The organism is Nonomuraea bangladeshensis (assembly GCF_039529455.1).
Taxonomy (GTDB): Bacteria; Actinomycetota; Actinomycetes; order Streptosporangiales; family Streptosporangiaceae; genus Nonomuraea; species Nonomuraea bangladeshensis.
The window spans coordinates 312,160-328,059 of the sequence record NZ_BAAAMV010000007.1 but is presented as its reverse complement, the minus strand read 5'-3'; the positions used below and the strand labels follow the sequence as shown (position 1 = coordinate 328,059).

25 protein-coding genes are annotated in these 15,900 nt (G+C 70.7%); 10 read left to right on the top strand and 15 right to left on the bottom strand.

Translation table 11 applies throughout. From position 1 onward, the window contains the following. Positions 1 to 62: 62 nt before the first annotated feature. From ABD292_RS24540 to ABD292_RS24525, 4 genes are all read left to right on the top strand, one after another. Entirely contained in the window at positions 63 to 650 is a 588-nt protein-coding gene (locus ABD292_RS24540) for an RNA polymerase sigma factor (protein ID WP_344211067.1), read from the top strand. Continuing rightward, positions 643 to 1,359: a hypothetical protein gene (locus ABD292_RS24535; protein WP_344211065.1), complete on the top strand. Its 717-nt coding sequence runs from the start codon at positions 643 to 645 to the stop codon at positions 1,357 to 1,359. The genes ABD292_RS24540 and ABD292_RS24535 overlap by 8 nt, the downstream gene beginning before the upstream one ends. Positions 1,360 to 1,483: 124 nt before the next feature. After that, positions 1,484 to 1,957, top strand: a complete 474-nt coding sequence (locus ABD292_RS24530) for a hypothetical protein (protein WP_344211063.1) — start codon at positions 1,484 to 1,486, stop codon at positions 1,955 to 1,957. Beyond that, positions 1,957 to 2,337: a winged helix-turn-helix domain-containing protein gene (locus ABD292_RS24525; protein ID WP_344211061.1), complete on the top strand. Its 381-nt coding sequence runs from the start codon at positions 1,957 to 1,959 to the stop codon at positions 2,335 to 2,337. Before ABD292_RS24530 ends, ABD292_RS24525 begins: the two co-directional genes overlap by 1 nt. On the opposite strand, the gene ABD292_RS24520 is transcribed toward ABD292_RS24525, so the two are convergent. Together ABD292_RS24520 and ABD292_RS24515 are read right to left on the bottom strand one after the other, a co-directional pair. Beyond that, complete coding sequence (locus ABD292_RS24520; RefSeq protein ID WP_344211059.1) at positions 2,276 to 2,731, bottom strand: hypothetical protein; 456 nt, start codon at positions 2,729 to 2,731, stop codon at positions 2,276 to 2,278. The genes ABD292_RS24525 and ABD292_RS24520 overlap by 62 nt on opposite strands. A gap of 48 nt (positions 2,732 to 2,779) precedes the next feature. Then, on the bottom strand, positions 2,780 to 3,175 hold the full coding sequence (locus ABD292_RS24515) for a RidA family protein (RefSeq protein WP_344211644.1): 396 nt from the start codon (positions 3,173 to 3,175) through the stop codon (positions 2,780 to 2,782). A 111-nt stretch (positions 3,176 to 3,286) separates the two neighbouring features. On the opposite strand from ABD292_RS24515, the gene ABD292_RS24510 reads away from it, so the two are divergent. Next, positions 3,287 to 4,261 (top strand): helix-turn-helix transcriptional regulator, encoded by a 975-nt coding sequence (locus tag ABD292_RS24510; protein ID WP_344211057.1) that lies wholly within the window; start codon positions 3,287 to 3,289, stop codon positions 4,259 to 4,261. Here the strand turns inward: ABD292_RS24510 and ABD292_RS24505 are convergent. Further along, positions 4,255 to 4,407 (bottom strand): hypothetical protein, encoded by a 153-nt coding sequence (locus tag ABD292_RS24505; RefSeq protein WP_344211055.1) that lies wholly within the window; start codon positions 4,405 to 4,407, stop codon positions 4,255 to 4,257. The two genes, ABD292_RS24510 and ABD292_RS24505, sit on opposite strands and share 7 nt — an antisense overlap. A gap of 17 nt (positions 4,408 to 4,424) precedes the next feature. Next, positions 4,425 to 4,994: a dihydrofolate reductase family protein gene (locus ABD292_RS24500; RefSeq protein ID WP_344211053.1), complete on the bottom strand. Its 570-nt coding sequence runs from the start codon at positions 4,992 to 4,994 to the stop codon at positions 4,425 to 4,427. Between the two features lie 72 nt (positions 4,995 to 5,066). Between ABD292_RS24500 and ABD292_RS24495 the strand changes: the two genes are divergently transcribed. Continuing rightward, positions 5,067 to 5,639 (top strand): TetR/AcrR family transcriptional regulator, encoded by a 573-nt coding sequence (locus tag ABD292_RS24495; RefSeq protein ID WP_344211051.1) that lies wholly within the window; start codon positions 5,067 to 5,069, stop codon positions 5,637 to 5,639. Positions 5,640 to 5,643: 4 nt separating this feature from the next. On the opposite strand, the gene ABD292_RS24490 is transcribed toward ABD292_RS24495, so the two are convergent. The 4 genes from ABD292_RS24490 to ABD292_RS24475 all read right to left on the bottom strand — a co-directional run bounded on the left by ABD292_RS24490 (position 5,644) and on the right by ABD292_RS24475 (position 8,324). After that, positions 5,644 to 6,054 carry a VOC family protein gene (locus ABD292_RS24490; protein ID WP_344211049.1) on the bottom strand — a complete coding sequence of 137 codons (411 nt, stop codon included), beginning with the start codon at positions 6,052 to 6,054 and terminating at the stop codon, positions 5,644 to 5,646. A 9-nt stretch (positions 6,055 to 6,063) separates the two neighbouring features. Beyond that, positions 6,064 to 6,450, bottom strand: coding sequence for a helix-turn-helix transcriptional regulator (locus tag ABD292_RS24485; RefSeq protein ID WP_344211047.1), 387 nt, complete (start codon positions 6,448 to 6,450; stop codon positions 6,064 to 6,066). A gap of 66 nt (positions 6,451 to 6,516) precedes the next feature. Continuing rightward, positions 6,517 to 7,425 carry a glutaminase A gene (gene glsA, locus ABD292_RS24480; RefSeq protein WP_344211045.1) on the bottom strand — a complete coding sequence of 303 codons (909 nt, stop codon included), beginning with the start codon at positions 7,423 to 7,425 and terminating at the stop codon, positions 6,517 to 6,519. Continuing rightward, complete coding sequence (locus ABD292_RS24475; protein ID WP_344211043.1) at positions 7,422 to 8,324, bottom strand: polysaccharide deacetylase family protein; 903 nt, start codon at positions 8,322 to 8,324, stop codon at positions 7,422 to 7,424. The genes glsA and ABD292_RS24475 overlap by 4 nt, the downstream gene beginning before the upstream one ends. Positions 8,325 to 8,547: 223 nt before the next feature. Here ABD292_RS24475 and ABD292_RS24470 point away from each other — a divergent pair, with 223 nt between their 5' ends. Further along, on the top strand, positions 8,548 to 8,793 hold the full coding sequence (locus ABD292_RS24470) for a hypothetical protein (RefSeq protein ID WP_344211041.1): 246 nt from the start codon (positions 8,548 to 8,550) through the stop codon (positions 8,791 to 8,793). On the opposite strand, the gene ABD292_RS24465 is transcribed toward ABD292_RS24470, so the two are convergent. Together ABD292_RS24465 and ABD292_RS24460 are read right to left on the bottom strand one after the other, a co-directional pair. Continuing rightward, a complete protein-coding gene (locus ABD292_RS24465) occupies positions 8,750 to 9,541 on the bottom strand; it encodes a polyprenol monophosphomannose synthase (RefSeq protein ID WP_344211039.1) in 792 nt (263 codons plus the stop codon). The genes ABD292_RS24470 and ABD292_RS24465 overlap by 44 nt on opposite strands. Positions 9,542 to 9,647: 106 nt before the next feature. After that, a complete protein-coding gene (locus tag ABD292_RS24460) occupies positions 9,648 to 9,935 on the bottom strand; it encodes a DUF4287 domain-containing protein (protein WP_344211037.1) in 288 nt (95 codons plus the stop codon). A 102-nt stretch (positions 9,936 to 10,037) separates the two neighbouring features. Here ABD292_RS24460 and ABD292_RS24455 point away from each other — a divergent pair, with 102 nt between their 5' ends. After that, positions 10,038 to 10,685, top strand: a complete 648-nt coding sequence (locus ABD292_RS24455; protein WP_344211035.1) for a winged helix-turn-helix transcriptional regulator — start codon at positions 10,038 to 10,040, stop codon at positions 10,683 to 10,685. Between the two features lie 10 nt (positions 10,686 to 10,695). On the opposite strand, the gene ABD292_RS24450 is transcribed toward ABD292_RS24455, so the two are convergent. The 4 genes from ABD292_RS24450 to ABD292_RS24435 all read right to left on the bottom strand — a co-directional run bounded on the left by ABD292_RS24450 (position 10,696) and on the right by ABD292_RS24435 (position 13,678). Then, positions 10,696 to 11,700 (bottom strand): polysaccharide deacetylase family protein, encoded by a 1,005-nt coding sequence (locus tag ABD292_RS24450; RefSeq protein ID WP_344211033.1) that lies wholly within the window; start codon positions 11,698 to 11,700, stop codon positions 10,696 to 10,698. A 158-nt stretch (positions 11,701 to 11,858) separates the two neighbouring features. Beyond that, entirely contained in the window at positions 11,859 to 12,218 is a 360-nt protein-coding gene (locus ABD292_RS24445) for a bleomycin resistance protein (protein ID WP_344211031.1), read from the bottom strand. Between the two features lie 17 nt (positions 12,219 to 12,235). Then, complete coding sequence (locus ABD292_RS24440; protein ID WP_344211029.1) at positions 12,236 to 12,826, bottom strand: DinB family protein; 591 nt, start codon at positions 12,824 to 12,826, stop codon at positions 12,236 to 12,238. Between the two features lie 66 nt (positions 12,827 to 12,892). Beyond that, positions 12,893 to 13,678, bottom strand: coding sequence for a hypothetical protein (locus ABD292_RS24435; protein ID WP_344211027.1), 786 nt, complete (start codon positions 13,676 to 13,678; stop codon positions 12,893 to 12,895). 177 nt (positions 13,679 to 13,855) lie between these two features. Here ABD292_RS24435 and pip point away from each other — a divergent pair, with 177 nt between their 5' ends. Then, positions 13,856 to 14,818 (top strand): prolyl aminopeptidase, encoded by a 963-nt coding sequence (pip, locus tag ABD292_RS24430; RefSeq protein WP_344211025.1) that lies wholly within the window; start codon positions 13,856 to 13,858, stop codon positions 14,816 to 14,818. A 6-nt stretch (positions 14,819 to 14,824) separates the two neighbouring features. On the opposite strand, the gene ABD292_RS24425 is transcribed toward pip, so the two are convergent. Beyond that, a complete protein-coding gene (locus ABD292_RS24425) occupies positions 14,825 to 15,319 on the bottom strand; it encodes an Lrp/AsnC family transcriptional regulator (protein WP_344211023.1) in 495 nt (164 codons plus the stop codon). A gap of 116 nt (positions 15,320 to 15,435) precedes the next feature. Between ABD292_RS24425 and ABD292_RS24420 the strand changes: the two genes are divergently transcribed. Continuing rightward, positions 15,436 to 15,888 carry a DUF2000 domain-containing protein gene (locus ABD292_RS24420; RefSeq protein WP_344211021.1) on the top strand — a complete coding sequence of 151 codons (453 nt, stop codon included), beginning with the start codon at positions 15,436 to 15,438 and terminating at the stop codon, positions 15,886 to 15,888. Positions 15,889 to 15,900: the final 12 nt, after the last annotated feature.

The window sequence follows — 15,900 nt, the reverse complement described above, 5'->3', positions numbered from 1 at the left end:
GCTCCTGTGACAAGACACAGGTGACATCTCGAAGGGGGTCCAGTGCCGAAGACAGATCATCTATGGTGACCGACACGTCACCACTGGTGGTGGACTCCGAGATCATCGCAGGTTCCCTCGATGATCCGGAGCAGTTCGCCGCCCTGTTCGACCGCTATGCCGCGATGCTCTACAGGTACATCTCCTTCCGGCTCGGGCCGGAGCTCGCCGAGGATCTCGTCGGTGAGACGTTCCTGATCGCGTTCCGCAGGCGCGAGGCGTACGACATCTCCTACCGCGATGCCCGGCCCTGGCTGCTGGGCATCGCGACCAAGCTCATCACCGGTCATCGCAGGACCGAGGTCAGCCGCTACCGCGCGCTGGAGCGGCAGAGCCCGGCCCAGCCCGTCGAGGGGCCGGAAGAGGCGATCACCCGTGAGCTGACCGCTCAGGGGTCGCGGCCGGCTCTGCTGAACGCGCTCGCGCTGCTGTCGCGGGGCGACCGGGACGTGCTGCTGCTGGTCGCCTGGAGTGACATGACGTACGAGGAAGCGGCCCGCGCGCTCGGCATACCGGTCGGCACGGTCAAGTCACGACTCAATCGGGCCCGGCGCAAGGTCCGTCACACCCTGGGTGGGGTCAACCCGTTGGAGGAGCACGGTCATGGATGAACTGAAGACGCTCATCAAGGAGCTGGAGCACGAGCCGCCGCACTCCCTGGCCCGGCAGCGGCTCCGGCTCACGCAGGAGGCGGCCGCGGCGCCGCGTGGCCGGCGATGGGGAAGGCTGCTCACGTTCGGCGGGCGGCGGCTCGCGGTCGGCGCTGCTGTGGCGGCGGCCGTCGCGGTGGGCGTGGCCGTGCCTTCCCTGCTCGGCTCCGCCGACCCGGCGTACGCCCTGACGAAGAACCAGGACGGGTCGATCAACCTCAAGGTCTACGAATTCCGGGACCCCGAGCAGGTCGAGCAGGAGCTGGCCGAGTGGGGTGTGCGGGCCGACATCACCTACCTGCCTCTCGGCAAGCGCTGCGGGAACGTCAGGGCGCCGTTCCTCAAGGGCGACGACTTCGGCGCGGGCGAGGAGTTGTCGAGCGGTGATGCCGCCACGCAGGCCAGGTTCCGGGAGAAACTGCAGAAGTCGGCCTCCTACCAGGCGATTCGCCCGAAGGACGGCATCACCATCTATCCCCGCCACATCAAGCCGGACCAGATCGCGATGATCGAGGTCATGGAGAATCCGGTCACGCCATCGGAGGCGCGTCCCGGGGTGGCCTGGCAGTTCAGCGGGCGGCTGACGACCGGGCCGATCCAGCCGTGCGAGGTCGTGGCGGATCCCTCGGCCGGCGACATCGGCGACGCCACACCGCCGCCCGGCAGCTGATCCGCTTTCCCGCGCGCTCCCCTCGGACCGGGGGAGCGCGCCTCGCGTGACGACTTTCCTCAGAGGAAAGCACGTGCTACTTTCCTTATGGGAAAGTAGTCATGCCGACCTCGGAGGTGGCCTTTTGAACCCGCACGACGCCCAGTCCTCGCTCGACGACATCCGCCGGCTCCAGGACACGACCAGGAACGAGATCGCCCGCCGCAGCTTCGCGATGCCCCGCGTGATCGTCGTGGCGCTCGGCCTCTTCGTCAGCTTCGCCGCGATCGATCTGGGGGCGCCGTGGCAGTACATCGGCGCCGGGGTGGGGCTCGGCCTCTTCGCGGCGGTGGGCATCGTCTACGAATATCGGGCCGCGGTCCAGAGGCAGCCCACCCTCCAGGAGACGCTGTACCACGTGATGGTGCTGCTCGGCGTCTGCATGGTCTTCGGCGCCGGGCGCACTCTGGCCTTCGCACTCCTTGACGCGCCCGCGCACGGTCTGATGTCGCAGGCCATGGCCGGCGCCGTCGTGGCGGCCCTCGCGTACGTCGCGGCCACGCCGCTCAACCGCCGCGTCATGAGGTCGCTCGTCCGGCAGGACGGCAGGCGAGGCTGATGGATCCGCAGTTCGACGAGTTCCTGCACGTACCGGCCAGGCTGTCGATCGTGGCGGTGCTGGCGCCGGCCGACTGGGTGGACTTCGGCTTCCTGCGGGACTCGATCGGCACCAGCGACTCGGCCCTGTCCAAGCAGGTCTCCGCCCTGGCCGGCGCTGGGTACGTCGATGTGCGCAAAAATCAGGACAAGCGGGCGCGGCGTACGTACGTGCGGCTCACCCCGCAGGGCCGGGAGGCGTTCGTGCGGCACGCGGCGGCCCTGGAGCGGATCGTCGCGCTCGCCCGCGTCAGTGAGGAGCGGCCCCCGCCCAGTAGCGTCAGCCGCACACCCCGGGAAGGCCGCACACCTTCTTCGCCATCTTCCTGGCCTGACCCGTGATCTCCTTCTTCGCGCCGCCGCCCCTCGCGTTGGCGGTGTAGAGGAACAGGGCGGCGCCCCGGCGTCCGATGACCGCCAGGTCGTCGGACTGCGACAGCCGCCGGCCGCGGTACAGCACGAGTTGTTCGCTCGTGCCAGAAGGCGCGCTGGTGGAGTAGGTGATGGTGCGCATCGCCACCCGGCCTTCGTGGGGCTTCCCCTTCGACCGGCAGGGGTTGAACTCGAGCTGCCGGGACAGGCTGTCGCTCATCTCCCACCACTCCTCGTCCTCGACCACGGGTCCCTTGACGGCCGCGGGCTCGGTCAGCAGGAAGTTCCTGGGAATCCTGGGGGCGGTGGCGTGGGCGGGGCTCGTTCCTGCCAGGAGCGAGCCGATCGCCAACGCCGCCGTCATCGCCTTGATGATCACAAATGATGAGATGTACGGCCGTGACGAGAAGTTCTACGCCACGGCGGTGCCCTCAAGCTCGACCATCAGGTCGGGGATCGCCAGCCGGGTCACTCCGAGCATCGTGGTGGGCGGGGCCACCCCTGCGGCGCCCAACCGGGACGCCAGCACGCCGTAGTGCTCGAAGAGCCGGTCGACGTCGGTGGTGTAGACGTTGAGCCGGACGAGGTTCGCGAGGGACATGCCGGCCTCGCCGAGCACGGCCTCCAGGTTGTCGAGGCTCAGGGCCAGTTGGGCCCCCATGTCATCGGCGTGCTGGGGCTTGCCCTCGCCGCTCATCGCGGTCTGCCCGGAGCAGTAGAGGGTCCGGGTGTGCCCCGAGACGACCTCGCCCTGGTTGTAGCCCAGCCCGAGGGACCACGGCCACGGGTTGACCGGCGTTCGCTCCATTGCCACATCAGCTCCATTCGGTTCATCGACGCCCGCACCTTTCGGGCGCGTCGATGAGCTTGGCAAACAAAGCACGACATCCTGTGTCGTGTATTTCGGTAATGTTCTTGGATGCGTGCCGATCGGCTGGTCTCGCTGGTGCTGCTGCTGCGCCAGTACGGCCGGCTCTCCGCCACCGCGCTGGCCCGCGAGCTGGAGGTGTCCACCCGTACGGTGCTGCGCGACATCGAGGCGCTGTCCGCGGCCGGCGTCCCGGTCTACGCCGAACGCGGACGGAACGGCGGTTTCGCGTTGTTGCCCGGCTTCCGTACCGAGCTCACCGGGCTGAACCACGACGAGGCCCTCGCCCTGCTGGTCGCCGGGTCGCGGCGCGGCGCGCAGGCGTTCGGGCTCGGCTCGGCGCTCGCCTCGGCGATGCTCAAGGTGGTGGACGCGCTGCCCGACGGTTATCGGGACACCGCGGCCGGCGCGGCCGAGCGGCTGCTCATCGAGCCGGAGATCGACCTCCTCTCGCGCCGGCTGACCGACGAGGAGGTGCCCGGCGTCGTGGCGGCCGAGGTCCTGCGGGCCGTGTTCGCCGGGCACAAGCTGGACATCCACTACGCGGCCGAGGGGCGGGAGCCGCGGTGGCGCACGGTGGACCCGGTCGGCCTGGTCACCGTACGCGACCGGGGTTACCTGCTGGCCACGCGGTCGGGGGAGGACCGCACCTACCGGCTGTCCCGGATCCTGGCCGCCAGGGAGCTCGCCGAGCCCGCGCAGCGGCCGGACCGGGTCGATCTCGACCGGGCCTGGCAGGAGCGCAGCACGCGGTTCCGCAACGGCGGGGACCAGGTGACCGTGCTGGTACGGCTGGACCCGGCGCGGCGGGAGGACCTGGTGCGGACCGCGCTGGCCGTCATCGCCGAGGAGGTCGACGCGGACGGCCGGCTGCGGATGGAGGTGTCCTTCCAGGATCACCGGCACGCCCGATGGGCGTTGTGGCAGCTGGCCACGTACGCGGAGGCCCTGGCCCCGCAGTGGTTACGTGACTACCTGCACGATCGCGCCGTGGCGCTGGCCGGCCGCTACGCCGCGGGTCAGTAGCCGGTGCGGCGCGGGGCGGCCGTCGGGCGGCGGGAGAGGTTCGTCCGGTGGGTGGGCTTGAGGTCGCGGACCGCGGGCCGGGGATCGCGCGTCGTGGGCTCGGTGTCGCGCTTCGGGGTGAGCGAGAGGGGGAGTTTGATGTGCATGTTCCTCCTTGTGGGGGTCAGGCCCTGGTGAGCCAGGTGATCTGGGCGCCGTTGTCGAAGGACTCGCGCCTGGTGGGGGTGAACAGGGTGGGGCGGAACGCTCCGGAGAACGCGGGGATGCCGTCGCCCGCCACCACGGGGTAGCTCTTGAGGATGATCTCGTCGATCTCCGGGAGCAGGGAGGCGGCGAGCCTGCCGCCGCCGCAGAGGTAGACGTCCTTGCCGGTGTCCTCGGACTTCAGCCGCCGGACGAGCTCGACGGGGTCGCCCTTCTCCAACTGCACGGTGGGGTCGTCGATGGTCAGCGTGCTGGAGACGACGTACTGGCGCAGGTGGGCGTACGGGCTGGTGGTGACGCCCAGGGCCGGCTCGTAGGTGCCGCGGCCCATCACCACGGTGTCGAAGACCCGGTTGGGCGCGTCGTCGAGGCCGACGAGCTTGCGGACATGGGTGGGGACGGTCTCGGGGTAACGGTCGTTGATCCAGGCCGCCAGCTGCTCCGACACCGGGTAGAAGTCGACCTCGTGGCCGGGGCCCGCGATGTAGCCGTCGAGCGAGACGGCGATGTAGTAGACGAGCTTGCGCATATCGAGCAACTCCCGATGTAGTACTCTGTTTGGAGTGGTCAAAACGTAGTACTACAGACGGAGTGGTGTCAAGTGCGCAGGAATCCCGAGCGGCGGCAGGCGTTGATCGACGCGGCCATCGAGGTGCTGGCCAGGGAGGGAGCGCGGGGACTGACCTTCCGCGCCGTAGACGCGGAGGCGGCCGTGCCCCCGGGCACGGCCTCCAACTACTTCGCCAACCGCGACGACCTGTTCACCCAGGTCGGCGGGCGGATTTACGAGCGGCTGCTGCCCGACGAGGCGACGATCGCCCGCGGCCGGGAGGGCGTGCAGGACGAGACCCGCTACGCCGAGCTCATGCACGAGCTGGTGGACCGCATCTCCGCCTTCAAGACCGGCTACCTGGCCCTGCTGGAGCTCAGGCTGGAGTCCACCCGGCGCCCTGAGCTGCGGGCGGTGCTCACCAAGCGCATCCGCGAGGACATCGACGCCAACATCGCCTATCACGCCGCCTCGGGCCTGCCGGGCGACTCGACCGCGGTGGTGCTCCTCTACCTGGCGCTGAACTGGCTCATCGTGGAGCGGCTGACGCTGCCGGACATCTTCACCGACCAGGAGGTACGCGAGCTGGTGGACCTGGCCGTGCGAAGGGCGTTGAACGCTTGATACGTCAACGCAGCTGCTGGATGCGGACCAGGTTGCCCGAGGGGTCGCGGAAGGCGCAGTCGCGGGCCCCGTACGGCTGCTCGGTCGGCTCCTGGACCACCTCGGCGCCGCCGTCCCGCACCTTCGCGAAAGTGCCGTCGAGGTCGGCGGTGGCAAGCAGGATCCAGCCGTAGGTGCCCTTGGCCATCATCTCGGCGATGGTCCGGCGCTCGTCGTCGGTGATGCCGGGGTCGGCGCCGGGCGGCGCCAGCAGGATGGAGATGCCGGGCTGGCCGGCGGGGCCGACCGTGATCCAGCGCATCCTGCCCTGCCCGACGTCGCTGCGCACCTCGAAGCCGAGGGTGTCGCGCCAGAAGGCCAGGGAGGCGTCCGGATCGTCGTGCGGGAGCACGGTCGTGTGAATGCTGAGGTCCATACGGCTACGCTAGCCCGTCCCCGCGGGCGCGGGCCGGGGCCGGTAGCGGTGCGGCGGCACGCCGAGGCGTTCGGTGAAGCGGGCGGCGAAGGCGGCGGGGGACGGGCAGCCGACCGCGCGGCACACCTCGGCCACGCCGATGTCGCCCCGGCTCAGCAGCGCCGCCGCGTGGTCGACCCTGCGGGCCATCAGATAGTCGTACGGCGAGCGGCCGTAGGCGAGGCGGAAGCGGCGGCTGAGCTGCGCGGGCGGCAGACCCGCCGCGCGGGCCAGCGCCTCGACGTCCAGGGGGCGCGCGTACTCGCGGTCGATCCGGTCCCGGACCCGGCGCAGCCGCGCGAGCTCGCCGAGGCGATGCGCCTCGTTGAGCGCCCGCGTCCACGAAGGGTGGCACATACGCTCTCCTTCCGATCGGCTCTCAAGGTACGCGTCGGCCGCTGATCATCGCTTCTCGAATCCTGATCAGCAGGGGACGTCGAGCAGGTGGAGGTCGAGCCGCTGGGCCAGGTACGCGCAGGCGGCCATCGCCCGCACGCTGTTGCCGTGCTCGTCGAGCGGCGGGCTGTAGGCGGCGATGCCGAGCCGCCCGGGGAACGCGGCGGCCAGGCAGCCGGACACGCCGCTCTTGGCCGGCAGCCCGGCGTGCACCAGCCAGGCCCCCGACGCCTGGTACATGCCGCAGGTCGTCATCACCGCCAGCACCGTACGGGCCACCCGCGCCTCGATCAGGCGCTCCCCGGTGCCGGGGAGCCTTCCCCCGCCCGCCAGCGTGGCGGCCATCCTGGCCAGGTCCGCCACCGTCACGCGGACCGCGCACTGCGTGAAGTAGCGGTCCACGGCCTCGGCCGGATCGCCGACCAGGGAGCCGTGGGCGTGCGCCAGGTAGGCGAGGGCCTTGTTGCGGTCGCCGGTGCGGCGCTGGCTGTCGAGCACGGCGGCGTCCACCTCCAGGTGACGCCCGGCGCAGCGGCTCAGGAACTCCAGCACCCCGCCGCGCACGAGCGAGGTCGTGACGATGGCGCCGATGTTGGTCATCGCGTTGAACGGGGTGCCCGTCCCGCCCCGCACCACCGTGGAGTCGAACGCGGCTCCGCTGGGCTCGGTCCCCACGTGCTCGTGCACCTTCGCGAAGCCGTGCTCGGCCAGCGCGAGCGCGTACACGAACGGCTTGGCCGCCGACATCAGCGGGAAACCGGCGTCCCGGTCGCCGGCGGCGTCGGTCTCGCCGTCCGTGGCGACCATCGCCACGGCCAGCAGGCCGGAGTCGACGCCGGCCAGCGCGGGGATGTACGAGACGACCCGCCCGCCCCGCACCGTGGCCGCCTCGGCGAGCGCGCCGTCGAGCAGCGGCCGCCAGCGCCCGGAGGTCACCGCACGTCCGCCGGGCGGGCCTCGCCGTCGAAGGGGTAGCGGGCGCGGAAGTCGTCCTCGGCCTCGGCCAGCGACATGAACCGCACGCCGTCGTGGGCGCGGAGGTGGCCGATGAGCCGTTCCAGCATCAGCAGCACCTGGGGCCGGCCGCTGACGTCGGGGTGCAGGGTGATGGGGAAGACCGCGTAGTCGAGCTCGCGGTGGACCCAGTCGAACTGGTCGCGCCACTGCTGTTCGAGGTCGCGCGGGTTGACGAAGCCGTGGCTGTTCGGCGAGGCCTTGATGAACATCATCGGCGGCAGGTCGTCGAGATACCAGCTCGCGGCGAACTCCACCAGGTTCACCTCCTGGCCGTGGACGAGCGGCCGCATCCAGGTCGAGGCGTCCCGTCCGTAGTCGATGCGGGTCCACTGCTCGCCCTTGCGCGCGTAGAAGGGCAGGAAGTCGTGGTACGACTGCGAGTGGTCGTACGTGAAGCCGTAGCGCAGCAGCAGGTCGATGGTCCGCTCCGACATCTCCCACCAGGGCGCGACGTAGCCGCGGGGCCGCACGCCGAGCACCCGGTCGAGCACCTCCAGGCTGCGGGCCAGCACGTCCTCCTCCTGCTGGGCCGACATCGCGACCGGGTTCTCGTGCATGTAGCCGTGCGCGCCCACGTCGTGCCCGGCCTCGACCACCATGCTCATCTGCTCCGGGAAGGACTCCGCCGAGTGCCCCGGCAGGAACCAGCTCGTCCTGATGCCCTCCCGCTCGAACAGCCGCAGCAGGCGCGGGGTGCCCACCTCGGCGGCGAACACGCCGCGCTGGATGTCGTTCGGGGACTCCTGGCCGCCGTACGAGCCGATCCAGCCGGCGACGGCGTCCACGTCGACGCCGAAGCAGACGTTGATGGTCTTCATGCCTCAGGACGTACCCGCGGGCCCTCCACAGGCGGGTATAGCGCGTGTCACCATACGGAGATGATCGCCAAACGCGTCGCTTTGGCCTGTGTGGTCGGGATCATCCTGCCTCTCGCCGTCGTCGGGTGGGCGATGGCCATGGCCGCGCTCTTCCCCGACTCCTCCCTGTGCGGCGAGTACACCGGATGTCTCGGCTACCTCCAGCCGGCGTGGGACGTGGGACGTGGGGCGCTGGGTCGCGGCCGTGGCGGCCTGGCCGCTGCTCCGGCTGGTGGGTGTGCGGCCCGCCTGGCCCGTGGCGGTGGTGGCCGTGCCCCTGCTGGTGGTGATCTGGCTGGTCGTGGGGGCGTTGCCGCTGTGGGCGTGGTGGTTCGGCTTCCTGCTCGCCCTGGCCAGCGGGCTGATCGCGTACCCGGTCGCGGTGCTCATCGTCGGCCGGCTCGGCCGAAGCGGAGAGCGAGCGGCGTGAGCATGGACTCCAGCTGCACGGCGAAGCTGATCTTGCTGGAGCCGGCCGCGCGTTCCTCGAAGTGGATGGGCAGCTCGACGATCGCGTGGCCGAGCTGCTTGCACCGGTAGTTCATCTCGACCTGGAAGCTGTATCCGTCGCTGCGGATCGCGTCGAGGCCGATGCCTTCGAGCACGTCGCGGCGCCAGATCTTGAAGCCGCCGGTGGGGTCGCGTACGGACAGGTTGAGTATGGCGTTGACGTAGTGGCCGGCGAAGCGGCTCAGCAGGCGGCGGTGCCGGCCCCATTGGGTGGACAGGGAGCCGCCGACGACGTACCTGCTGCCGATCACCAGGCCCGCCCGGGTCGCCAGGATGGTGCCGAGCAGGTGCGGGATGTACTCGGGGCGGTGGCTGAGGTCGCCGTCCATCTGCACGACGTACTCGTCGCCGTGGGCGAGGGCCTCCTTCATGCCGGCGATGTGGGCCCGGCCGATGCCCTCCTTGACCGTGCGGTGCAGCACCACCATGCGGTCGCGGCCGTCCTCGTTCGCGTGCTTGGCGAGGTCGTCGGCCAGCAGGCCGGTGCCGTCGGGGGAGTCGTCGTCGGCGATGACCAGGCGCAGGTTGGGCAGGTCGAGCGCGAGAACGCGCGCCGTCAGGTCCCCGATGTTGCCGGCCTCGTTGTAAGTCGGCACCACGACGGCGACGCGCGCATCCCGCCACGGCGACGGCAGCGCCCACGGGGCGGCTGCGTCCGTTTCGGTCACGTCGTCCAAAATGCTCTCCTCATACCCGTTTCGGCAACTGTCGATTATGGCGATACGGGCGGAGTGAGCAAGATCCACGCGACTGATCAGAGGTGATCGTCCCGTTTCAGGGGCGGTTGTCCTTGCCGTCGAGCCAGAGGGTGTCGCTCTCGTCACGGTGCGAACCCGAGCTGCCGACGTGCTTGGCGTCGATCTTCGGGCCCTTCTTGATGACGTGCACGAGCGCCATCGCGTGGCCGCGGCCGAGGCCGTAGTCCTCCTTCAGCCAGTCGACGATCACGCCGGCCTTGGTGGACGGCTCGTCGAAGCCGCGCTCCTTCGCCAGGGCGATGAACTGGCGCGGGGTCAGGCCGGTCTTCTCCTCGATGTTGTCGAGGTACGCCTGGAACGACATGTGGGGATCTCCGTTCTGCCGGAACGGCCCGTCCCGGCGAACAGAAGCTTGTTATTTGCAAGCATGGTTTGTCAACTGCATCTTGGAGCTACGATCTGTACCGTGACTTCTCGTGAGTACGGCCAGTTCTGCGGCCTGGCCCGCGCCATGGAGATCGTCGGCGAGCGGTGGACCGTGCTGATCGTCCGCAACCTGCTGGCCGGGCCCCAGCGCTTCACCGACCTGCGCCAGGGCCTGCCCGCCATCCCGACCAACATCCTGTCGGCCCGGCTCAAGCAGCTGGAGCAGGAGGGGCTGGCCACCCGGCGGGCGCTGGCGCATCCCGAGCGGGCGGTCGTCTACGAGCTGACCGACCACGGCCGCGACCTCGAACCCGCGCTGGTCGCCCTGGGCCGCTGGGGCGCGAGGACGATGGGCGAACCGCGCCCCGGCGAGCTCGTCACGGCCGAGGGGGTCGCCATGTCCTTCCGCACGGCGTTCCGGCCGGAGGCGGCGTCGGGCGTCAGCGTGGGCTACGAGGTCCGCCTGGCCGAGTTCACCCTCCACGCTCAGGTGGACGACGGGCGGCTGACGGTCGGCCGCGGGCCGCACCCGGCGCCCGACCTGGTGATCGAGCGCCTGGCGGGCCAGCCCGTCCGCGACCTGATGAGCGGCGCCAGGACCGTGGACGACGTGCTGCGCGACGGGAGCGTACGGGTGGAGGGGGACCGGGCGTTGTTCGACAGGTTCGCCGAGCTGTTCCGCTTCTGAGCGGCGGCCTCTAGCTCGTCCGGCAGGAGACCGACGGCCAGGTCCGGTTGCCGTTGTGCTGGATCGTGAAGCCGAAGGTGTTGCCGCTGCCGTTCGGGCGCATCGTCATCACGTTCCCGCTGGAGTCCCAGGACGGGGTGCCGTTCCAGGTGTTGATGACCTTCTGGGGCGGCGTCACGGTGACCGTGACGATCCACGAGGCCGAGCCGGAGACGGTGACCGACAGGTTGAAGCGGTCGCTCCACTGCTGGCCCTGCTGGATCGTGGCGGTGCAGGTGCCGCCGCCGGGCGGCGGGGTCGTCGGCCCGCTCGTGGGGTCGCCGCCGCCGTCAGGGGCGACCGCGCGGCCGGTGGTGGGGGAGATCATGCCGGCGCACAGGTTGCGGCTGCGCAGGTTCGCGGCGATCTGCGGGATGGCGGCCACGGTCGTGGCGTACTGGTCGTGCATGAGGATGACCTGGCCGTTCTGCAGCCGGCCGGCAGCCTGGACGATCTGCGCCGTGCTCGCGCCGTTCCAGTCCTGGGAGTCGACGTCCCAGATGACCTCGGTGAGGCCGAGCTGCTGCTCGACGGACCTCAGCGTGGCGTTGGTCTCCCCGTACGGCGGCCGGAACAGGCGGGGCGCGGTGCCCGTCGCCCCCTGGACGGCCTGCTGGGTGCGCTGCAGCTCGGAGAGGATCTGCGCGCTGCCGAGCTGGGTGAGGTGCGGGTGGGTGTAGCTGTGGTTGCCGATCCACATGCCCGCGTCGCGTTGCGCGCGGACCAGGGCCTGGTTGTTCTGGGCGTTCTGGCCGATGTTGAACATCGTGGCGCGCAGGCCGTTCGCGCGCAGCGTGTTGAGCAGGTTCGTGGTGTTGGCGGGGTTGGGGCCGTCGTCGTAGGTCAGGCCGACGTAGCCCGCGCTGCAGTCGGCGGCGAGGGCTCGGCCGGCGGCCAGCGCGGTGGTGGCGGCGGCGGCCAGGCAGACGGCGAGGAGCGTGGCGAGGAGGGTGGGGCGGCGTTTCCTGTCGATCATGTCGTGTCCTTGATCGTTGGGGGCGACTCACCTCCGGTCATTGTGGGAACGGGTCGGAAACGTGTCAACGAAAGCTGGAAATGTTTCGGGGAGTCGGTGATGTGCTGTCAGCTATCCCCTGGTAAACGGCTTGAAATGTTTCGGTGGTAGGGAAGCTTTCATGAAGTGAGGTGGGAGCCGACGCGGTGCAGGGTGCCGTCGGGGTCGACGTACGCGAACTCGCGCAGCCCGTAGTCGGTGTCGTGCGGCGGGTGGAAGCGCCCCGGGAGGCCGGTCGCCGTCCACTCGGCGTGCAGGGCGTCGGCGTCCGAGACGTACAGGTAGACGACCCCGCCGGTGCGCGCCGGGTCGTGCTCGTCCCATTCACTCAGGTGCAGCGAGACCTCGCCGCGGTCGGCGTACCCGTAGCGGGCGGGGCCCGCGTAGGCGCGGACGGCGAAACCCAGCCTGCGGTAGCGGTCGAGCGCCGCGTCCAGGTCCCGTACCGGCAGCACGGGCGCGACTCTCTCGAACTTCACCTCGTCCGACATCTCTGTCACCGGCCGCCGGCCTCGCGGGCGGCCTGCTCGACCCGCTTGTGATGGTCCGCCCACCAGCTCTCGTCCTCGCCCGGCAGGTTGTCGTTGTCGCGGCGCAGGCCCGCGGCGCCGTCGATCAGCTCACGGACGATGTCGGCGTGGCCGGCGTGCCGGTTGGTCTCGGCGATGACGTGGACGAGGACGCGGTGCAGCGACACGGCGTCGCGGCCGGGCGGCCACCAGGGGACGCGGCCGACGGTGTCGAGGGGCAGCTCCTCGATCGTGGCGTCCGCGTGCGCCCAGGCGCGGCGGTAGAGGGCGACGAGCTCCTCGCGGGACTCCTCGGGGGTGGCCCAGAGGTCGGCGTTCGGCTCGGCGCCCTCCTCGAACCCGGGCGGCTGCTCGGCGGGCGGGCGGCCGAAGGTGTCGCCGAAGTAGCCGTACTCGACGCCCGCCAGGTGCTTGACCAGGCCGAGGAGGTTGGTGCCCGTGGGGGTGAGCGGGCGGCGGACGTCGTACTCGGACAGGCCGTCGAGCTTCCACAGGAGGGCCTCGCGCGCGCTCCTGAGGTAGTGGTGAAGGTCTGCTTTGGGGTCCGATGTCGTCATGGCGGCCATTGTGTCAGCGCCTGGTCAGATCTGTTGGTCCTGGGCCGGCGACCCTGCCGGTGGTGTTCAGCCGCCCATGACGCGGTCGAGGGCGGCGCTGAGCCCGAGTCTGTCCATGAGGGAGGGCTCGTACGTGATCAGCGGCACCTCGGGCACGGTGAAGAAGGACGTGGGGGCGGTGAAGAAGGACGTGGGAGCGGTGCCGGGGGCGCAGGTGACCGGTCCCGCGAGCACGGCGTCCAGGAGCTCCCGCAGGCCGATCGCGTCGAGCAGCGCCGCCGGCTGCGCGTCGGCGACCTCGGTCTCCTCGGCGACCTCGGCTTCGTCGTCGGACTCGGTCTCCTCGTCGAGCTCTTCGTCCGTCTCCTCGTCGGCGTCGGTCTCTTCGCCGGTCTCCTCGTCGGTCGCTGCCTGGAGGGTCGGCCAGCAGGCCGGCGGATCCGCGACCAGGGTTTCGAGCATCGTCGCGACGTCGGGCGTGCCGAGCATGCCGAGCTCGAACGCCTCCGTGTCGTCGCCGATCACGTCCGCCGCGGCGGCGGCCTTCTGCTCGGTCCTGACGCCGCGGCACGCGCGCAGGCCGTCGAGCAGGATCGTACGGATCGACGTCCCCGACGGGGCCTGCCACCGCACGGCGGCGTGGACGGGCGCCCAGCTCCGGGCGGACATCGCCAGCAGCCGCTCGCGGAGCTCCCCGACGGTCATGTCGTCCGGCGGCGACGGGACGTCGATCTTGACGGCGTCCTCGCCCCCGCACGTGACGTGGACGGGCAGCTTCTCCGCCGAGGCCGGCTCGGCGGCCATGAGGAGGCCCGAGGCGGTGGCGAGTGCCAGGATGGCGTGCTTGTACATGATGCTCCCTGCGAGTGCTTATCCGATCATCCGCAGTGATCATTACCCTAAGTGACGTTTGAATTACTTCATGGTTGGATCTAACGCTCTTTACCGCGCGGGCGAAAACGGTTGGAGAGGTGTGGTCAAGGGCTGATATACAGCGCTGTCACATTTTCGGAGCGGAAGGAGCCGCACTTGTATCCCCCGATCGAGCCGTACGACCACGGCATGCTGGACGTCGGCGACGGCAACCTCATCTACTGGGAGGTCTGCGGCAACCCCGAGGGCAAGCCCGCCGTCGTGGTGCACGGCGGCCCCGGCTCCGGCTGCTCCGTCGGCTCGCGGCGCACGTTCGACCCCGAGCGTTACCGGATCATCCTGTTCGACCAGCGCAACTGCGGTCGCAGCCGCCCGCACGCCGCCGACCCGGCGACCGACCTGAACGCCAACACCACCCACCACCTCATCGCCGACATGGAACGGCTGCGCGAGCACCTGGGCGTGGACAAGTGGCTGCTGTACGGCGGCTCGTGGGGCTCGACGCTGATGCTGGCCTACGCCGAGGCGTACCCGGAGCGGGTGTCCGAGATGATCATCATCTCGGTGACCACCACCCGCCGCTACGAGATCGACTGGCTCTACCGGGGAGCCGGCCGCTTCTTCCCCGAGGCGCTGGAGCGCTTCCGGCAGGGCGTGCCGGAGAGCGAGCGCGGCGGCGACACCTTCGACCTGCTGGCGGCGTACGCGCGGCTGACCTCCGACCCCGACCCCGAGGTGCGCATGAAGGCCACCCTCGACTGGTGCGCCTGGGAGGACGCGGTCATCTCCGCCGAGCCCAACGGCAAGCGCAACGCCTACAGCGACCGCCCCGACGACGCCAGGCTGGCGCTCGTCCGCATCTGCTCGCACTACTTCTCGAACGCCGCCTGGCTGGAGGAGGGCGTGCTGCTGCGCGAGGCGCACCGGCTGGCCGGCATCCCGGCCGTGCTCATCCACGGCCGGCTCGACCTCAGCGGCCCGGCCGACACCGCGTGGGAGCTGGCCCAGGCGTGGCCCGACGCCCGGCTGGTCGTGGTGGAGGACTCCGGTCACACCGGCAGCGAGACGCTGCGCAAGGAGCTGTTCGCCGCCCAGGACGCCTTCGCCTCGCGCCGCTAGAGCTTCTCATCGTTTGCGTCCGGTGCGCGGGCGGGACGGCGCCTGCGGCGGCAGCACCTCCACCGACGTCTTGCGGATGTGGTCGTAGACCAGCGAGGTGCGTACGTCGGCGATGTTGCGGTGGCGGGCCACGTGGTCGAGCACGAAGTCGCGCAGGTGGCCGGCGTCGCGCACGCCCACCTGGATGATGAAGTCGTCCCCGCCCGAGACCACGAAGACGGCCAGCGTCTCGGGCAGGGCGGCGACGTGGTCGCGGAAGCCCTCGACGGCCTCGCGGATCTTGGGATGCAGCCGTACGTTGATCAGCGCCTGCACGGGCCGGCCGACGGCGTCCAGGTTGACCTCGGCGTGGAAGCCCTCGATGACCCCGGCGGCGCGCAGCGAGCGCACCCGCTCCAGGCAGGTCGAGGGCGCGATGCCGATGCGCTCGGCCAGCTCGCGGTTGGTCTGGCGGCCGTCGCGCTGCAGCTCGGCGAGTATCGCCGTATCAAGTTCGTCCACTCGCCCATCGTGGCACGGATCGCCGAATTTTCTTCGGAAAACAGTCAGCAGGCTTGGTGGAACTACGGCGTGAGTGTGAGTCTGCTGTCGGAACTTCGGAGAAAGGGGATCGGGGAATGAGCGTGACGGCCGGCCTGGAGCGACGCGGCGACCTGCCCACCAGGGAGCTGCCGGTCAAGTGGGTGATCGTCCTGGACCGCGACCTGCCGCGCGGGCTGCAGGCGAACGCCGCCGCCTGCCTGGCCGCCTCCGTGGGCGTCGCGGTGCCGGACATCGTGGGGGAGGGCGGGGTGGACGCGGCCGGAGCCGCGCACGCGGGACTGCCCTGGACGGGCTGCACCGTGCTGGCCGCGCCCGCCGCGATCGTCCGGCGCATCAGGGACGACGCGGCGGCCGAGCCGGACCTCGTCATGGCGGACATGGCGGACCTCGCCCAGCGGGCCTCCGTCTACAACGACTACCTGGCCGCGCTCGCGCGCGCCGAGGAGCCGTCGTACTACGCGGTCAGCCTGTTCGGGCCGCGCCAGGTCGTGGAACGGCTCACCGCGCGGCTGCCGCTGCTGCGCTGAGTCAGGTCGGCT

Bases quoted from the DNA above. Each gene is read 5' to 3' on its own strand.
- ABD292_RS24540 (WP_344211067.1), top strand. From the start codon at position 63: ATGGTGACCGACACGTCACCACTGGTGGTGGACTCCGAGATCATCGCA.
- ABD292_RS24535 (WP_344211065.1), top strand. From the start codon at position 643: ATGGATGAACTGAAGACGCTCATCAAGGAGCTGGAGCACGAGCCGCCG.
- ABD292_RS24525 (WP_344211061.1), top strand. From the start codon at position 1,957: ATGGATCCGCAGTTCGACGAGTTCCTGCACGTACCGGCCAGGCTGTCG.
- ABD292_RS24520 (WP_344211059.1), bottom strand. From the start codon at position 2,731: ATGACGGCGGCGTTGGCGATCGGCTCGCTCCTGGCAGGAACGAGCCCC.
- ABD292_RS24515 (WP_344211644.1), bottom strand. From the start codon at position 3,175: ATGGAGCGAACGCCGGTCAACCCGTGGCCGTGGTCCCTCGGGCTGGGC.
- ABD292_RS24510 (WP_344211057.1), top strand. From the start codon at position 3,287: ATGCGTGCCGATCGGCTGGTCTCGCTGGTGCTGCTGCTGCGCCAGTAC.
- ABD292_RS24505 (WP_344211055.1), bottom strand. From the start codon at position 4,407: ATGCACATCAAACTCCCCCTCTCGCTCACCCCGAAGCGCGACACCGAG.
- ABD292_RS24500 (WP_344211053.1), bottom strand. From the start codon at position 4,994: ATGCGCAAGCTCGTCTACTACATCGCCGTCTCGCTCGACGGCTACATC.
- ABD292_RS24490 (WP_344211049.1), bottom strand. From the start codon at position 6,054: ATGGACCTCAGCATTCACACGACCGTGCTCCCGCACGACGATCCGGAC.
- ABD292_RS24485 (WP_344211047.1), bottom strand. From the start codon at position 6,450: ATGTGCCACCCTTCGTGGACGCGGGCGCTCAACGAGGCGCATCGCCTC.
- ABD292_RS24475 (WP_344211043.1), bottom strand. From the start codon at position 8,324: ATGAAGACCATCAACGTCTGCTTCGGCGTCGACGTGGACGCCGTCGCC.
- ABD292_RS24460 (WP_344211037.1), bottom strand. From the start codon at position 9,935: ATGTCGTTCCAGGCGTACCTCGACAACATCGAGGAGAAGACCGGCCTG.
- ABD292_RS24450 (WP_344211033.1), bottom strand. From the start codon at position 11,700: ATGATCGACAGGAAACGCCGCCCCACCCTCCTCGCCACGCTCCTCGCC.
- ABD292_RS24440 (WP_344211029.1), bottom strand. From the start codon at position 12,826: ATGACGACATCGGACCCCAAAGCAGACCTTCACCACTACCTCAGGAGC.
- ABD292_RS24435 (WP_344211027.1), bottom strand. From the start codon at position 13,678: ATGTACAAGCACGCCATCCTGGCACTCGCCACCGCCTCGGGCCTCCTC.
- ABD292_RS24420 (WP_344211021.1), top strand. From the start codon at position 15,436: ATGAGCGTGACGGCCGGCCTGGAGCGACGCGGCGACCTGCCCACCAGG.